This window comes from Streptomyces sp. NBC_00597, assembly GCF_041431095.1.
In the GTDB taxonomy this organism is placed as follows: Bacteria; Actinomycetota; Actinomycetes; order Streptomycetales; family Streptomycetaceae; genus Streptomyces.
In genome coordinates this window covers 37884-53575 of record NZ_CP107758.1, presented here as the reverse complement: position 1 = coordinate 53575, position 15692 = coordinate 37884, and the positions used below count along the sequence as shown (strand labels likewise).

12 protein-coding genes and 1 pseudogene are annotated in these 15692 nt (G+C 69.4%); 11 read left to right on the top strand and 2 right to left on the bottom strand.

What is annotated here, in order from left to right; all coding sequences use genetic code 11:
- Nucleotides 1-17: 17 nt before the first annotated feature.
- Nucleotides 18-1094 (top strand): hypothetical protein, encoded by a 1077-nt coding sequence (locus tag OG974_RS30210; protein ID WP_327286067.1) that lies wholly within the window; start codon nucleotides 18-20, stop codon nucleotides 1092-1094.
- Between the two features lie 318 nt (nucleotides 1095-1412).
- On the opposite strand, the gene OG974_RS30205 is transcribed toward OG974_RS30210, so the two are convergent.
- Entirely contained in the window at nucleotides 1413-2300 is an 888-nt protein-coding gene (locus OG974_RS30205) for a hypothetical protein (protein WP_327286066.1), read from the bottom strand.
- A gap of 141 nt (nucleotides 2301-2441) precedes the next feature.
- Between OG974_RS30205 and OG974_RS30200 the strand changes: the two genes are divergently transcribed.
- Nucleotides 2442-2669, top strand: coding sequence for a hypothetical protein (locus OG974_RS30200; protein WP_327286065.1), 228 nt, complete (start codon nucleotides 2442-2444; stop codon nucleotides 2667-2669).
- Nucleotides 2670-2990: 321 nt separating this feature from the next.
- A pseudogene (locus tag OG974_RS30195) lies at nucleotides 2991-3550 on the top strand (hypothetical protein); the annotation flags it as partial.
- 704 nt (nucleotides 3551-4254) lie between these two features.
- Here OG974_RS30195 and OG974_RS30190 read toward each other — a convergent pair.
- Nucleotides 4255-5277 (bottom strand): hypothetical protein, encoded by a 1023-nt coding sequence (locus OG974_RS30190; protein ID WP_327286063.1) that lies wholly within the window; start codon nucleotides 5275-5277, stop codon nucleotides 4255-4257.
- A gap of 172 nt (nucleotides 5278-5449) precedes the next feature.
- Between OG974_RS30190 and OG974_RS30185 the strand changes: the two genes are divergently transcribed.
- The 8 genes from OG974_RS30185 (at nucleotide 5450) to OG974_RS30150 (ending at nucleotide 15633) form a co-directional block, all read left to right on the top strand.
- A complete protein-coding gene (locus tag OG974_RS30185; RefSeq protein ID WP_331734951.1) occupies nucleotides 5450-5908 on the top strand; it encodes a hypothetical protein in 459 nt (152 codons plus the stop codon).
- A gap of 396 nt (nucleotides 5909-6304) precedes the next feature.
- Complete coding sequence (locus tag OG974_RS30180) at nucleotides 6305-7273, top strand: hypothetical protein (RefSeq protein WP_327286061.1); 969 nt, start codon at nucleotides 6305-6307, stop codon at nucleotides 7271-7273.
- Nucleotides 7274-7498: 225 nt separating this feature from the next.
- The gene (locus OG974_RS30175; RefSeq protein WP_327286060.1) at nucleotides 7499-8230 is read left to right on the top strand and encodes a TnsA-like heteromeric transposase endonuclease subunit; all 732 of its coding nucleotides are present in this window, start codon (nucleotides 7499-7501) and stop codon (nucleotides 8228-8230) included.
- Nucleotides 8227-10488: a transposase gene (locus OG974_RS30170; protein WP_327286059.1), complete on the top strand. Its 2262-nt coding sequence runs from the start codon at nucleotides 8227-8229 to the stop codon at nucleotides 10486-10488. Before OG974_RS30175 ends, OG974_RS30170 begins: the two co-directional genes overlap by 4 nt.
- Nucleotides 10485-11144 (top strand): AAA family ATPase, encoded by a 660-nt coding sequence (locus OG974_RS30165; protein ID WP_327286058.1) that lies wholly within the window; start codon nucleotides 10485-10487, stop codon nucleotides 11142-11144. The genes OG974_RS30170 and OG974_RS30165 overlap by 4 nt, the downstream gene beginning before the upstream one ends.
- A 105-nt stretch (nucleotides 11145-11249) precedes the next feature.
- The gene (locus OG974_RS30160; protein WP_327286539.1) at nucleotides 11250-12434 is read left to right on the top strand and encodes a tyrosine-type recombinase/integrase; all 1185 of its coding nucleotides are present in this window, start codon (nucleotides 11250-11252) and stop codon (nucleotides 12432-12434) included.
- Complete coding sequence (locus OG974_RS30155; RefSeq protein ID WP_327286057.1) at nucleotides 12431-15055, top strand: tyrosine-type recombinase/integrase; 2625 nt, start codon at nucleotides 12431-12433, stop codon at nucleotides 15053-15055. The genes OG974_RS30160 and OG974_RS30155 overlap by 4 nt, the downstream gene beginning before the upstream one ends.
- A complete protein-coding gene (locus OG974_RS30150; RefSeq protein ID WP_327286056.1) occupies nucleotides 15052-15633 on the top strand; it encodes a DUF6262 family protein in 582 nt (193 codons plus the stop codon). The genes OG974_RS30155 and OG974_RS30150 overlap by 4 nt, the downstream gene beginning before the upstream one ends.
- Nucleotides 15634-15692: the final 59 nt, after the last annotated feature.

The following is a 15692-nucleotide window of genomic DNA, read 5'->3' as shown; positions in this document are numbered from 1 at the left end:
TGATGAAGGAGAAGAACGTGATCCGCGCCGGACGCCTGCAGTACGTCCAGACCATGTCCGACCTGGCCGACGCCCTCGGCAAGAAGCTCACCACGATCCGAAACCAGAAGCCCTACGCCGCAGAAGGCCACCCGGCGCCGATCAGCTCGCCCGACGCCCGCAATCAGCTCTGGGACTCGGAGCAGACCAAGGCCTACTACGCCGGCGAGCCCATCCCCGAGCTGCCTCAGGTCGACGACGACGAGGACCTCCTGGACCGCCACGAGGCCGCCGAACTGCTCAACATCGCCCCCGTGACCTGGAACGGGTACAAGAACGACCCGGACCTGGCCGCCGGCGTCGTCCTCGTGCCCGAAGGCCCCAAGGGCACCGAGCACTGGCCCCGCCGCTTGGTCCTTGCCTACAAGAACAGCCGGCCCGGCCGCGGCGCCGGCGGAGGCCGCCGCGAGGGCAGCGGCGACATGATCCCCCGCGACGAGATCCTGCCGCGGATCGCCGAGCTCCTGGACGCCGACCCCGCCGTCACCGTCGAGACCGTCTCCGACACCCTCGGCATCACCAAGTTCCCCACCGCACAGTCCGGCCTGGCCACCCTGCGCGGCCGGCGCATCGCCGATCTCGTCGAGGAGCAGCCCGACCTCGACCTGAAGGACGCTGCTCTTCAGCTGGGCTACCCCGCCATCACCCACCGCGTCGCCATCACGGTCGCCGAGCGGGAGCTGCGCGCCCGCAGCGCCCATCCCTACCTGCAGCACACCGCCGACTTCCTGGCCGCGGCCGGCATTGCCCAGCAGGCCCAGGTAGAGATGCGCCAGCTCGAAGGAGAGCACCTCGCGGCCGCCGTGCTGCTCGACACCGACCAGCCGGCGCCAGCCGTGGTGTGGGACTCGCGCTTCGGATGGCGGACCGCGATCAGCCGGCGTCACCCGATCGGCAAGAGCACCGACACGGCACCTGAGGGAGAAGGCATCCGCTACCTGGGGACCGGCCTCCGGCCCGCCCCTGAAGAGCTGCTCGCCGCCCTGCGTGATCAGCGCCGCGGCACCAGGCGCCCGAAGGCGAACATGGACGAGAACACCAGCGGCGAGGAGTGAGAGAGGACATGGACGAGGAAGAGCGCGCGCCCGTCTACTGGTTCTGCAACTCGTGCAACGACGAGGTCGACGAGACTGACGAGTGCTGCCCTGACGGTGAAGTCGAACCGTCCTACGACGACTGAGCGGTGCGTAGGCGCGGGAGACGTTCGACGCGGCGCTGGTTCCTGCGGACCTGCTACTCGCCAAGCTCACGGCCTCTGCCCAAGGTGGAAGCCGTCCTCGGCCACATGGCGTAGGGGAAAGTCCAGGTGACCGCTGGCCTTGCACGACAGCGCCGCCGTGGCGGTGGTGGCAGCGAGGATCGGGGATGGCAGTTCACTCGGCCGGTGCTGGGCTGCCCATCGCCTGCCTGGAGACTTTCGCCGTGACCTTGGCGCCGGGGCAGCGCCCTTCGAGTTCCTTGACCAGGGACTGCACCCGGTGAACTACCGCGCCTGGTTTGACCGCCTTCAGAGGCGGAAGGGGCGGCAGTTCTTTGCCGTTGGACCAACGGCCCTCGACGATCAGGTCGGGTCCGATCAGTTGCTCCCCGCGCTCTTCGGCTTCGCGTGCCGCCTCTTCCGGTGGTGAGGTCCGCGATACCTGCAGGGTCAGTGTTCGGCCCGCGTGCGGTCCTTCCCGGCCGGGCTCCGGCAGTGCGGGTCGTGCCCGGCGCGGTTCAAGGGGGTGGCCGCGGCCGATCGGCCACTGCTGCGGCGCGTGCAATTCGGATTCGTAGGCTGGCAGGTACGGCTGGCCCGTGCTCGGGTTGACCGTCTTGCGCGCCTGCTCGATCCAGCGCTCCAGCGTGCGGGAGTACTCCACGCGCTCTCCCTCGCTCTCGGTCATCGGGAGCGCGTAGACCTTCGAGATGGCGCGTCTGGGGGAGAGGCCGAGGTGGCGCGCGTAGCCGTACATCGTGGCGATCGTCTCGGCACGCAGCTGCGGGCCGTTCCTCTTCTTCCCATGGGGCGTAGGGAAGGCGAGCGACAGCAGCCAGATCGAGCTGCGGGGCAGCTCTCTGCATGCCTCAGCCGCCTCGCGGATCCGCCTGATCAGCTCGGGGTCGTCGCACGGCCGCCGGGCATTGCTCCGGGTCCGGGGCGGTGCGATGTCGCGCACGTCCCGGGCACTCCAGGTCCTCCAGTCGATGTCGACCTCGACCACCCACCCCGGCCATCCGTAGAGGTCGCTGAGGACGACGCCCGTTTCGGTGATCGTCATCCCGGTGTTCCCGAACCTCGTCTCTCCCACCATGCAGGCACTATCCCAGGCTCCCGGTGGGCGTCCAGCCAGTCCTGCCGATCAGAAACAGCCCGATTTTGTCGGCCAGGATCCGACGGCGATCGCCGCGAATCTTTCCTCATGACCAACAACTGCTCCTGCCCTCCGCCTTCGGGCAGCGGTACCACCCCGGTCCTGCCCCTCCTCATCCTCGTTCTCGTCGTGCTCGTCATCGGAGCGGGTCTGCTCTACCTGACGATCGCGCATCCCGCCCTGGCCGTGCCGCTCACCGTCGCGGTCGGCGGCGTCGCCCTCATCGTCACCCTCGTGGGGGTCGTCGTCGGCTTCATCTCCACCTCCCGCAGGTAGTCGGACACGTACGACTCCAGGGACTCGCGCCAGCTGGCCAGGCGAAAGGCGCCTGGCCGGGCCTGGCCGCAGAGCGACCGGATGCGTTGGCCAACGTCGAGCGGCGGCTCGAACGGCACGTGACGCTGATCAGCTGTAGGAGTCCGAGAGGAATGAGGCTTCGACCTGGGACGTTGCGGTAGTTGAGCACGTCTCAGCACCCCTGTGGATCGGGTACCTGAGCACGGGCCTGGGGGCAATCGAAGCCGTCTCCGGTTACCTGCTCTTCATCGCTGCTGGTCAGCGATGCCCTGCCGTTACCCTGGTCACTATGCTGCCGGGATGACCGTACAGTCGCCCCGACCGCTGACCCTGGAAGCCGCGAGGGACCTTCAGAACATGCTCCGAGCCGAGATCGGGCTCGGCCTCAGCGAACGAGAACTCGACGCGGTCGAGGCGCGATTCGGCTTCACCTTCTCGGCGGACCATAGGGTCTTCCTCGCCGCCGGACTCCCCCACGGCTCGCCGCGCTGGCCCGACTGGCGGAACGGCGACCCCAAGGGCCTGGCCGAGCGGCTCTCCCAACCGGTCGAGGGAGTGCTCTTCGACGTGGAGCACAACAGCTTCTGGCACCCAGCCTGGAGTCCGAGGCCGGCGGGGACATCCGACGCGCTGCAGATCGCACGGTCCGAGTTGGCGGCCGTCCCGCAGCTGGTCCCGTCTACAGCCACCGCTACCTGCCCGGCACAGCAGGCGAATGCGGCCACCCCGTGTTGTCCGTCCACCAGACCGACATCATCATCTACGGGAACGACCTGGCCGACTACATACGAAACGAGTTCACCGGCCGGGCGAGCAGCCTTCCCGCACACTCGACCGTCGGCTTCTGGTCGTACTTCGTCCACGGCGGTCCCGGCACCGACGTCGCCACGCCCACCCCGCACACCCCCTACGCCGTCAGCGCGCAGGAGGCTGTCGAGTCCCTGCGGATGCTGGCACTGGAGCGCCTGATCGGCCGACAGCACTACCCGCACCAGCTGATCGAGGCAGGGCTCACGGCACTGGTCCTCGACCTTGAGACGGAGTCGCTTCCGCTGCTCGCCGGCCTGCCGCGCACTGAGCATGAGAAGGCCGATGTGCTCTTCGACCAGGTACTGGCCGAGCTGGGTCTGACCGAGGGGCTACCCGCCGATGACTCCGATATTCCCTGGGAGAAGGCACGCTGGGAGCTCGTGCGCTGGTGGCTCCGACTGATCGTGAACGGGAGTCTGGCTCCCGGGGCCGGCGGTGATCTGATCAGGTACGAGGGCTGGGGCGCACTGGTCCGCCCTCAGTCGCTTCGGCCGCTGGTCGACAAAGTCGATGCGTACAACGACTGGGAGGCGATCCGGCGCGGCACACGCGAGCAGCTGGCCGGAGCGATCGTCGCGGAGGCCGAGCGTCTACTCGCCGGTTCCTGGCCACCGCTGGACTGATCTCCCAGAGAGCCGGGGTGTCGGACTGCTGAACTATCCAACATTGCTGATGTACTGCTGAGAGGAGAGCTCGGTGGCTGAACTGCATCGGGCCCCTACACGGCCGAGCTATGGGCGTTGCTCCCAGGGCATCAGCCAGCCTGTCGGTAGCTCGTTGCCGGCCCCACCATGCCGGAACCGAACCGGGCGTTGAGCAGGTCGGTGGCCTTCTCCGCCCGCAGCCGCCGGTCGCGGCCCTGGTCGAAGGAGAGCTGCTCGGCGACGGCGGCGGCGTCGACCAGCTGCTCACAGCGCAGCGCGATGCCGCGCACCCGCGCCCTCTGGAAGCCCAGTGTCTGATACATCTCGTAAGCGGTGTCGCGGAGGTCCTCGGTGTGCGCGCTCGGGCCGCCGGGTAGCTGGCGGCTGCGGTGGACCTGGGAGCGGTTGGCCAGGGTGACGGTCATCGTGATCGTCCTGGCCGCCTGCCGCCGGGTCCGCAGCCGGTCGCCGAGCTCGACCGCCAGTGAGAGCAGCGCGGCACGGACCGCCTCGGGGGACAGGGTGTCGAGGGCGAAGCGACGCTGCGCGGCCGTGCTGTGCGGCAGCTCCGTCGGCACCACCACCCTGCGGTCGATGCCGCGGGCCACCTCGCGCAGCTGCCGGCCCGCCCGCCCGCCGAGCACCCGCTGCACGGTAGCCTCCGGCAGCTGCGCCAGCAGGCCGATCGTGTGCACGCCGAACTGCACCAGGCGCTGCTCCTGGGCGCGCCCGATGCCGTAGAGCTCCCCGACCGGCCGGTGGTGCAGGAACGCGGCCACCTGGTCCGGCGCGGAGCCGACGGCGACCAGGCCGCAGCGCGCGGCATCACGGGAGGCCATCGCGGCCACCGACCACGTCGGGCCGACGCCGATCGCCACCGGCAGTCCGTACAGCGCCAGCGCCCGGGCCCGGATCATCAGCCCCAGGTCGGCCGGATCCCGGTCGAAGAATCTGATGCTGCCCGAGACATCCGCGACCAGGACCGACGGCGGGACAGCCTGCACCACCGGAGTCACGTCCGCGACCAGGCCGAGGAGCAGCCGGTACTCCACCGGGTCCACGTCCACGGGGCAGCGCAGATGCAGGATCGAGGAGCCGGCGCCCACCGGATCCTCCCTCTGCTCGTCGTCCACGGCGACACCTCCCACACCCACCGTATCGAAAACTTATTCGAACAGGCGTGCCGGAAAGCGGAACGAGAGATTCGAACAGAGATGCGATACTGAGGTGATCTACAGACCCCTGCCCCGGGCCACGTCTCCCCGGACGCGCACAGGGCCGCACGGAGCTGCCGGCCGGGGCGGGGTGCGCATCGAGGGCCTGGCCGAAGCCGACGGCTTCCATGTGGCGCAGGACTTCGGCGACGGTCTCCCCGCAGTCCTCCATCGTGAGGAGCTGCCTTACGAAGGCGATGACCGCGTGGGCGACGCCTTCCACTGCGTCCGGCCCGGCCTGCGCCCAGGTGCGCAGGGTGGCCGCGAGGACCCGTCCGACGGCCTCCAGTGCGAAGGAGTCGTCACACGGCTCCGGGTCGATGCCGCACAGCCCGGTGATCGGGAGGACGATCCGCTCCGCGACGTCCGCGAGCAGTACGGGCATCCGCGGATCGGCGCCGGCGAACCCGGCAGCCGCTTCGGTGTCGCCGGCCTCCACAGCACGGAGGTAGCGGAAGGCGCTGAGCACCGCGTCCGGCGTCATCGGGGCGAGCGGCACGGTGGGGTTCTGGAACATGAACGGCTCCTCATCGACGGGCCGCCTCGCTGATCGCGGCGGCCTTAAGAGGAGCCTCGGGGCGCGGCCCTGTGGACAGAGTCCGGTGCTCGGAAGGGAGAGGTCTCCTCCCCGCCGGATGAGACGACGCAGCACAGTTGGCAAATCAGCACGCTTGTTGGCAAACGATGCTGATGTTGCTCCGTGGGTTGCGAAGTGTGACTGAGCGCGACAGGTGGCCTTGAGTATTCCGATTGGCCCCTGTGCACGATGGTTGGCCCCGTGTGAGCAGCTAGATCGCCCGCCCCGCCTCCGCCGCCCGGGTTCCGGCGGGTCGCCGGGCAGGTCATGATCAGGTGTCCGAGGGTTCGACGGTGGGGGTGTGCTGTGGAGGATTGGCGGAGCGATCCGACGTTTGCGATGTGTCGGGAAGTCGCGGGCGGGGCGGACTTGGCCTCGTTCGCGGGCGGCCCGTTCGACGTGCGGGCGGTGGTGGCCGGCATCCTGCCCGAGCCCCGACGCGACCTGCCCCTCGGCGCCGTCCCGTGGGGCAACTTCCCCCACGGCCTCCATGCCCGAGAGGCCGTTGCCGCCCTCCGCGCCGACGGCGAACCGGGCATGGACGCGACGGGCGTGCTGCGGGGCCTGTGCGCCAACGACAGCCGGGCGGCCGCCGCCCTCGCTGTACCGTTCCTGATCCCCCTCGCCACCGACCCCCACCACCCACACCGTGCCGCCGCCCTCGACGTCCTTTCCGGCCCGGCCCGCGCGCGGTACTTCGGCGTCGCGTCTCGCGAGGAACTTCTCCTTCACCGCACAGATCCCGTACGTCACGCCCCCGACGGAGACGACGAGTATGGCTACGAAGTAACCGCCTACCCGGCCGGCTGGTCGGTGGCCGCCGCCCGAGCCGCGATCACCGCGGACACGCCCACACTGCTGCCCCTCCTCGGCGACCCCGACCCCGCCGTCCGCCTTGACGCCGCCTACGTCCTCGCGACCGCCGCCGACCTCGACCACATCGTCCGGACCGCTCTGGCCACCGGGTTCGCGGCGGAGCGTGACGCCATGGTCCGCGCCGCCTTCGTCCTGGCCACCGCCGAGATCACCCGGGCCTACGCGCACTCGCCAACCGCAGCCTGGCTGCGAGAGCGCTGGCACGACCGGACGGAGGCCCCCGAGGTCCGCCTGGCAGCGGCGATCGGATGGCTCTGCCTCACCGACGACCCCGCCCCCGAGGAACTCCGCCGGACCGTCGACGCCCTCGCCGACGACGAACGCGCACACGCCATGGAGGCCCTGCCGTGGATGAGCGCCGCCTCCGGAACCAACGAACCGGGACTCCTGCGCTGCAAGCGCTGCATGCTCCAACCGGAGGAACCCGACCCGGAAACGGTCTTCTGGGACTCCCTGTTCTGAACAACCGGGCTGCAGTCGTGCATCGGAGGTGTCCAGCGGGGCCAACTGCGGCGCACGATTACACGAAGCGATCAGTTGTGATCAACTGCTGCGGGGCGCCGTGCGAGCTGGTGATCTGGTGCGGTGATTCCGGAGGCTGCCGCCCAGGTCCGTTCCGACGTGTGCGTCCTGGACGAGTTGATGTCGCCGTACGGGAGGCTGGATGAGGTCCGTACGCGGCTGGTCATGCGGGACAACTGGGGGAGCCGCTGGACGGCCGCCTGGCAGATCAACGGGTCGGAGGTCGTCTGGCCGGTCCGGGACCTGGGTTCGGTGCCGGTGCTGTCGTCGCAGCCGGTCCGCGGGTTCACCTGGCGGACGAAGCAGAGACATCGTCCGGGGCTGGAGTTCCTGGTCTCGACAGGGCGGAAGCACGGCTTCGAGTCGCTGGAGGAGAGGGCGGCCCTGGTGGCCCTGGACTTCATGACGGTGCTCGAGGTGCTTCCGCAGCCCTTCATTCTCAGTTTCGAGCACGTCGACGGCCACGCCGGGCACATCCCGGATTTCCTGGCCGTGATGAGTGACGGCGGGCACTGGCTGCTGGATATCCGTCCTGCGGGGCTGGTCGGTGAGATGGACGCGGTGAAGTTCGCCGCGTCCCAGGAGGCGGCGGCCGCCTGCGGCTGGCGCTATTCGGTGATCACGGGATGGCGACCGCACGTGCTCTCAGGTCTGGACGCGCTGTCGGCTCAACGCCGGCCCTTGACCGACCAACTGGGCTGCCAGCCGCGCCTTCTTGACGCCGCCGCCGACGGGCCGGTTCCGTTCGGTGAACTCGTACAGGCCACACGGCTGCCGGCGGTGGGCCGGGCGCACGCCATTCACCTGCTCTGGCAGCGCCAACTCGGCTTCGACCTCGGCCGTCCGCTGGGAGATTCTTCCCTGGTCTGGCCGGCGGGCTGGGCGGAGTCCTGGTGACGGCCGCGCAGAGGCTGCTGGACCTTGCGCCGGGGGCCGGGTTCCGGATCGACGGCGTCGACTGGGTCGTCGACGAGGTGGAGCCTCAGCACGGTCGCGTCGTCCTAGTCAGCACGGAGGGCCAGGCGGAGGACCGGACGATCAGCTGGCTCATGCACCACCGCCCTGAACCTCTCGCGAAGTCGGCGGAGGCGTCCGGCCGGGACGGGAGGAGGGCCCAGCCGCGGACGCTGGCTGACCTCACGCCGATCCAGCTCCAGCGCGCCCGCCTGCGGGCCGAGCACGTCCGCGAGGCGGTCACCGGGTTCCGTGACGGTCACCCGGCCAAGGCCCGGCCGGGTGAGCCGCGAGCTGATTACGATCCGGCCCGCACGACGCTGATGCAGCGCCGCAAGACCAAGGCCCAGGAGCTGGCTGGCCTCGACCCGCTGGAGGCCGAACTGCTCGGGCTGCAGCGCATGAGCGAACGCACGCTGATCCGCCTGTCTGCGCCGCACGTCGACGAGCTGGTGCTCGCCTGCGCGGACGGCCGCTGGACACGTCGGCGAACGGGCCGGGTCGTCGTGCCGGAGATCCGGGAGGCGATCCTGGCAGTTCGCCAGGAGTCGGTACGGCGATCGCGGATCTCCATGCGGGGCAAGCACCGCCTGCTGCACCAGTACATGGCCGAGCGATTCCCCGGCTTCCCGACGAAGGAGGTTCCCAGCTGCGACACCCTGGCCCGGATCTGGCGGGAGTGGTTCGGGCCGGGCGGGGCCCGCCAGCGCTATCTAGGGACGGCGGAGATGCTGGACGACACCGGGCCGCGGGTGGTGGTGCACCGCCCGGGTCAGGTGGTCGCGCTGGACTCGACGCCGCTGCCGGTCAAGCTCCGCGAGAGCGTCTTCGGTGAGCCGGTCTCGGTGATGCTCACGCTGGCCTTGGACGTCTACACGCACTCGTGCTGCGCTTTCCGTTTGACCATGGTCTCGGACACCTCGGTGGACATTGCGATGCTGCTGCGGGACGTGATGATGCCGCTGCCGATGCGGGAGGGCTGGGGCGGGGAGATGGAGTGGCCCTACCCCGGGGTCCCCGCCGACATCGTCGCCGACTTCGCCGGACACAAGGTTGCCGGTCTGCCGTTCTTCGCCCCGGAGACGGTCACCACCGACCACGGCGCCCCCTACAAGAACCACCAGATCGTCCAGGCCCAGGACGAGATCGGCTGCAACATCCTGCCGGCCCGCACGATGCGGGCCACGGACAAGTACGCGGTCGAGCGGGCGTTCGGCTCGCTAAAGACGATGCTGCTCGAGCACCTGCTGGGGTTCACCGGCACGGACGTCGCCGACCGCGGTGCGGACCCTGAAGCCGATGCGGTGCTGACCATCGGGCAGATGGAGCACGCCATCGCGACCTGGATCGTGAGGATCTGGCAGAATCACGCGCTCGGCGAGTACGCCCCCAGCTGGGAACCCGGCGGCCAGCACAGCCCGAACTCCCTGTTCGCCGCAGCGATGCACCAGGGCGGCTGGGCAATGCAGATCCCCACGCCCGAGCTCTACTACAAGCTCCTGCGCAAGCACCACGTGATGATCCACCCCCGTCGCGGGGTGAAGATCCTCGGCCTCTACTACTACGACCCTGTGCTTGACGAGCACCGGTTCCAGGGACCATCGGCCCGCGGTGGCCGGCACGGGGGACGCTGGGTCGTCCGCAGCGACCGGCGGGATCGCCGCAAGGTCTTCCTCCAGGACCCGGACGATCACGAGACCTGGCACCCCCTGCGCTGGACTGGGCTTCCGCCGCAGGGTGAGGTCCCGGCGTTCTCGGACAAGACCGTCGAGGCCCTCATGGCCGACGTCCGTCTCCGAAAGCTCAAGGTGCTCAGCGACACCGAGCTCCTGCCTCCACTGTTGGAGATTCTGCGGTCTGCGGTCCCTGTCGATCAGTGGCCCACCCAGATGACCAGGAAGGAGAAGGTGTCCCGCTCGCGCCTGGCCTTTCAGGGCCGGGCCGCGGCATCCGACCGCCCGCCTGCGACGGTTCCGGCGCCTGGGGAGACAAGTCCGTACGACGACGCCGCAGAGCCGGCCAGCCCATCCTGGCCCCGGGACGCGCGAACCGTCCAGGCCGCCGTCGACGCGGACCAGCGCCGGCGCCGGGAGGACCTCGCCCGGCCGCCGGAGGCTCCTCAGCTGCTGGATGACGCTCTGCGGCAGCGGAGCTTGTTCCTGCTGCCCGATCTTGACGAGGAGCCGGGGGACGACGCATGACGGACACGACGATGCCGCGCGACCTGCTGACGGGCCTGCCGTCCAGGAGGAAGATCGCCGAGTTGATCCTGTCGGACACACCCAGCCGTGACACCTTCGCCGGCTGGCAGCACTTCCGGGCCACCCGCGGACTGCTGGTTCCGGCTCAGCGGCTCTCGGCTGCCCAGTGGGGCACGCTGCCGACCCGACGGCGGGATGACTACGACACATACCGGCAAATGACCAACGTCAACCTGCCTCTACAGCAGACGCCGATGGCCCAGAGGGTGTCCCGGCTGATCGACCGCCGCCTCAGCGCCAACACCCGCAAGAAGGGAGACCCGACGCTGGCGGGCGTGATGGTCAGCGGCTGGGGACAGCACGGGAAGACCGCCACCGTCTGCCGGGTCGTCGCAGCGTTCGAAGACCGATGGCTGCGACTGCATAACTCGGTCAACCCGGCGTCCGTCCCGGGCACGGTGGACCTGCACTCCCCGGTCGTCTATGTCCAGGCTCCGGTCACCGCGAAGCCGAAGAGCACCTGCGTGACCATCCTGAACTTCTTCAAGGCACCGTCCCGGAGCCTGAACCTGCCACAGCTGGTCCGGCAGGTCGCCGAATCGCTCAGGGACCACGGCGTCAAGGTCCTCATCATCGACTTTACCGACCGCGGGTAGTGCTGCCCGTGATGTCTCTCTGGGCCTGTGACGTGGGCGTCATGGACTCGTTTACCGACCGAGACCGGGACGTCTGTCATGTTCCGGAGTCGGTACGGAGGACAAGTGGTACGGCACGTGGTGGTCGGGGACTTGAGGGTCCAACAGATCGAGAGGAAGAGCAGGCAGCGGTCGTGGACGATCGTCTGGCCTGAGGGCACCATCCACATTGAGGCGGACCGGTTCCTGCGCGTCCACGACGGCTCGGGAACGCAGAGGACGTACGCGTACCTGCTGGTGGATCATCTGCGGTGGCTGGAGCGCGAGTGCTTGGCCTTCGACAAGGTCGTGCTGCGGGACCTTGAGCGGTACATGGGGATCGTCGGGGCCGAGGTTCTGATGCCGCTGGGTGAGCCGTGGCGGGTCGGCAAGCGCCCTTACGGCCGGTCTGCTCTGTCGACCGCTGCGGCCTGTCTGAAGGGCTTCTACCTGCACCAATCCTCGCTCGGTATCAACGGCGAGCTGGGCAAGAAGCTCGACCGGTCCCGTCTTCCCTCGCGCGTGGACCGGCGCCGGTCTTTCCTCGGGCACGTGAAGTCGTCGCTGCCCACGAACCCGCTCGCGCCGAAGGGACCGCACCGCAGGCACCCGAAGATGCTCCCGGACGGAGCCCGGGAGAGGTTGCTGGAGGCGGTGAACGCGGCCCGGGACCGGCTGGTGGTGACCTGGCTCGCCGATGGCGGCCTTCGGATCGGCGAGCTCTGCGGGCTGCACCTGGTCGACCTGCATCTGCGGGAGAACGCGGCCTGCGGCGAGTGCCGAACCCCGCACGTTCACGTCTGCCACCGGCCCGGCAATCCGAACCGGGCCGAGGCCAAGACCAAGCACCCGTGGCGAGTTGAGCACGGCACGATCACCGGCGGCTTGATCAAGCGGGTCAGCCCGGCCATGGTGCACACCTACTTCGAGTACCTCACCGGCGGTGAGTATCCGCGCGGACAGGCTGGGCATGGAATGCTCCTGGTCCAGCTGCACGGCGCGGACTCCGGGCAGCCGTGGGCGCCGGTCGGGGCCCGCCGCATGCTCGGCCGGGCCGGGAAACGCGCTGGTCTGGGGCTCGTGAAGCCCCACGCATTCCGGCACACCTTTACGTCCGCGGTTCTCGACGCTGCCAATGGCAACACTCTGATCGCGCGGGACGCCGGCGGGTGGGCATCGGCCGCGATGGTTGACGAGGTCTATGGGCACGTCGATGTCCACGACCCGGTCTTCGACGCCGCGCTCCGCACAGTCTGGGGTGAGACGAAGTGACCGCGAACTCTCTGCTGCCGCTCTACACCGAGCGTCCCGACCGCGAGGGCCGGGACCGGCTGGAGATCCTCACCGCGCTGATCGGCGCCCCGTCCTTCGACCCGCTCTTCCGCGAGACGCTCGTACGGATTCCCCAAGACCATCCCGTCTACCAGTGGGGGTGCGTCGTCGGCGCCTGCGAGCGCGTCCGGTCCGGAGGGACAGACCTGTGCTCGATCCATCTCCAGCAGTGGGGAAAGAGCCGGGAGTTGGGCACGACCCGGGCAGAGTTCCTCACCGCGGCACAACCGCTGCCCCGGGCCGAGTTCGAACGCGAAGGCCCGTGCTTGATCTGCCCGGACCGGCCGGCCTCGCCTCGGACCGACCTGCGGTTGTGCCGTCGCCACTACAGCTCCTGGAAGTACTACGTCGCTCCTCGCGATGCGGGGGTGGACTTCGACCAGTGGGTTGCTGAACAGGAGCCATGCGAGGGTTACGGCGGCTGCAAGGTCGCGGTCTGCCCCGGGCTGGCGGAGTCCCCGCTGGGTTTGTGCTGCTGGCACCGGCACCGCTACAAGCACGACCGCCGCCCCGGCGGGGCGGCCCTTCCGCCCAGTTGGTGGCAGAGCTATGAGAGCCAGGGACGTCCCGTCCCCGTCTCCTGCACGGACGAGTGGGCCTTCCGCACCTGGTGCGCGACGGTCGAGTCGGCCCCGCGGCCAGGTCAGGTCAACCTGCGCGGGGTGCGGCCGCTGCTGCGAGCCGAGATCCAGTACACCTTGTTTGCCCACACCCAGCAGGACCGGCATGGCATCTGGCACCTGGACTGGATTCAGAAACTCGTCAACCTCGCACGCGAACGCGACGCCGGCTCCCTGACAGATCTGGACCTGGACGACTTCCCGCGCTTCCACACCTCGATCGTGAAGAAGATGCTCCACTACCTGCGGCTGATCTACTTCACCCCCGAGCAGACGCGGGACGCCGGGTTCCTGGAGACCGATCAGTTCGGCATCCGTTTCCCCCATCGGGCCAGCCACATCGACCTGACCCTCGTCAGCCAGCGCTGGCTGCGCGACCTGCTCTGGGACTACACCGCCGATCTGATCCGCTCACCGCACCGCCCGCGCACCGCGGTGCCGATCGACGGCATCCGCCGGGCCTGCACCGAGCTGAGCGCGTTCATGGAGGTTGACGCCCCAGGCGGGGGCCACGACCCGGCGGCCCTGCGGGTGGAGAACATGCACCGTTTCATCGCCGACCAGCAGCACCGTGAACGCCACGGGCTGCCGTCGCTGGTGATGAAGGGGCTCTACGGCAAGCTGTCGACGGTCACGCCCGTCACCCGCACCGACGTGTTCAACGGAGTACGCAAGCTGCTGCGGAACGCGCTAGAGAACGGCGTGGCCGAACGCCTTGGGCTGGACCGCGAGTTCATCATCGCCATGCCCTTCGCCGGGGGCGAGCCGCTTCGGGCCCGGCGTCCCTTCCCTGACGAGGTCGCCCGCGCCCTGGCCGACGAGGCGAACCTCGCCCAACTCGCCCAGAGCCACGATCCCGACGACCGGGGGATGCGGGACGTCTGGGAGACCATCGTCGTGACCGGCCGCCGCGTGAACGAGGTCCTCAAAGTGCGCTGGAACTGCATCGGCCGCTACGGAGGTCTGGCGATGTTCTGGCACGACCAGACCAAGGTCGGTAACTACGACACCGCGATCCGTATCCCCGACAGCCTCTACGACACCCTCGCTGAGCGGCAGCGCAAGACGCTGGACCGCTTCGTCGCCCGGCATGGACGCCGCCCGACCAGTGCCGAACGCGCCCGGCTCGCCCTATTCACCAGCAAGGTCCGTAACCCCGACGGCTCCACCGCCCTGTCCTACCAGTGGTTCCACCGGCGATTCCGGGAGTGGATCACCGAGCTCGACCTCGGCCAGCTCGTCCCCCATCAGGCTCGTCACACGCTGGCCACCAGCCTGCTTCGGGCGGGAGCCACCCTGACCCACATCCGCCGCTACCTCGGCCAGGTCTCGGACCGGATGGCCGAGCACTACGTCCATCTGACCAGCGCCGACCTGGAGAACGTCCTCCAGCACGTCTGGGTCGCCGGCCCCGGCACCGCCCAGCCCGGCGAGCTCCTTGCCGGGGAGACCACCCCGCTCACCCGCGAGCAGGCCCAGGCCCTCGCCATCGACCTCGCCCGCCGCAGCACCCCGGCCGAGGGCGGCTTCTGCACCTTCCAGCCCGTCGTCAACGGCGGCGCCTGCCCCTGGAATATGGACTGCCACAACTGCGACAAGTTCGTACTCTCCGGCGCTGACCTCCTCTACTGGCGGCGCAAACGCGAGCAGTGGCGGCTGCTGGCCGAGGGCGCCCCGGACGACGCGACCGCCGAGTACCTCCACCAGCACTTCGAGCCCACCGCCCGCGCGATCGACGGCCTGGAGAAGGCCCTGGCTGGCCTCGACCTGCTCGATGACGCCCTCGCCCTGGACCTGCGCAAACCCCAGGACTACTTCCACCGCGTCTGGTCCACCGCCTTCCGCGCCGCCGATCTAGCCGATGCGGGCGATGCCGAACAGGACGAGGGCGAGTACAGCGATACGTGCACTGCCGACGACTCCGAACAGGACATCGCATGAAGACCGCTGCCGTTCCAGAACCTCGCACGGCCGCGGCCCTGGCAGCCCGCCGCCGCAAAGCCGAGGCATCACTCCAGCGCATCCATGAGGCCATTATCCGGCTCCGGCGCGAGAAGGCCCAGGTCAGCGTTGCCGCCGTCGCCCGCCGCGCGGATGTCTCTCGCACCTTCCTCTACGACAACCCCGAGGCCAGAGCGACGGTCGCCGCCGCCATGGCCGAAGCCGGCGATCGCCGGTCCCAGCTGCTCGAAGATCAGGACAACGCGCACGAGGCGCCCTGGCGGGAACGCGCGCTGAACGCCGAAGACGCGCTCAAGGCCACCCATGCCGAGATCCTCGCCCAGCGCACCCGCATCGGCGAACTCATCGGCCAGATCCGCGACTTGGAAGCCGAGTGGACCGAGGAAGCCATCCAGCAGATCACCACCGAGAACACCACCCTCAAACAGCGGGTCCGCCAGCTCACCACCGACAACCGCACCCTCGACGAACGCCTCAAGGCCGCCCGCTCCAACCTCCGCTTCCAAGACCGCCGCGTCGCCGACCTTGAAGCCCAGATCCTGTCCTCGCCCGAATGACCCGCACCTACCCGGCGGCCGCTCACCTCGGTGAGGCGGCCGCCGGCCACGGTGCACAC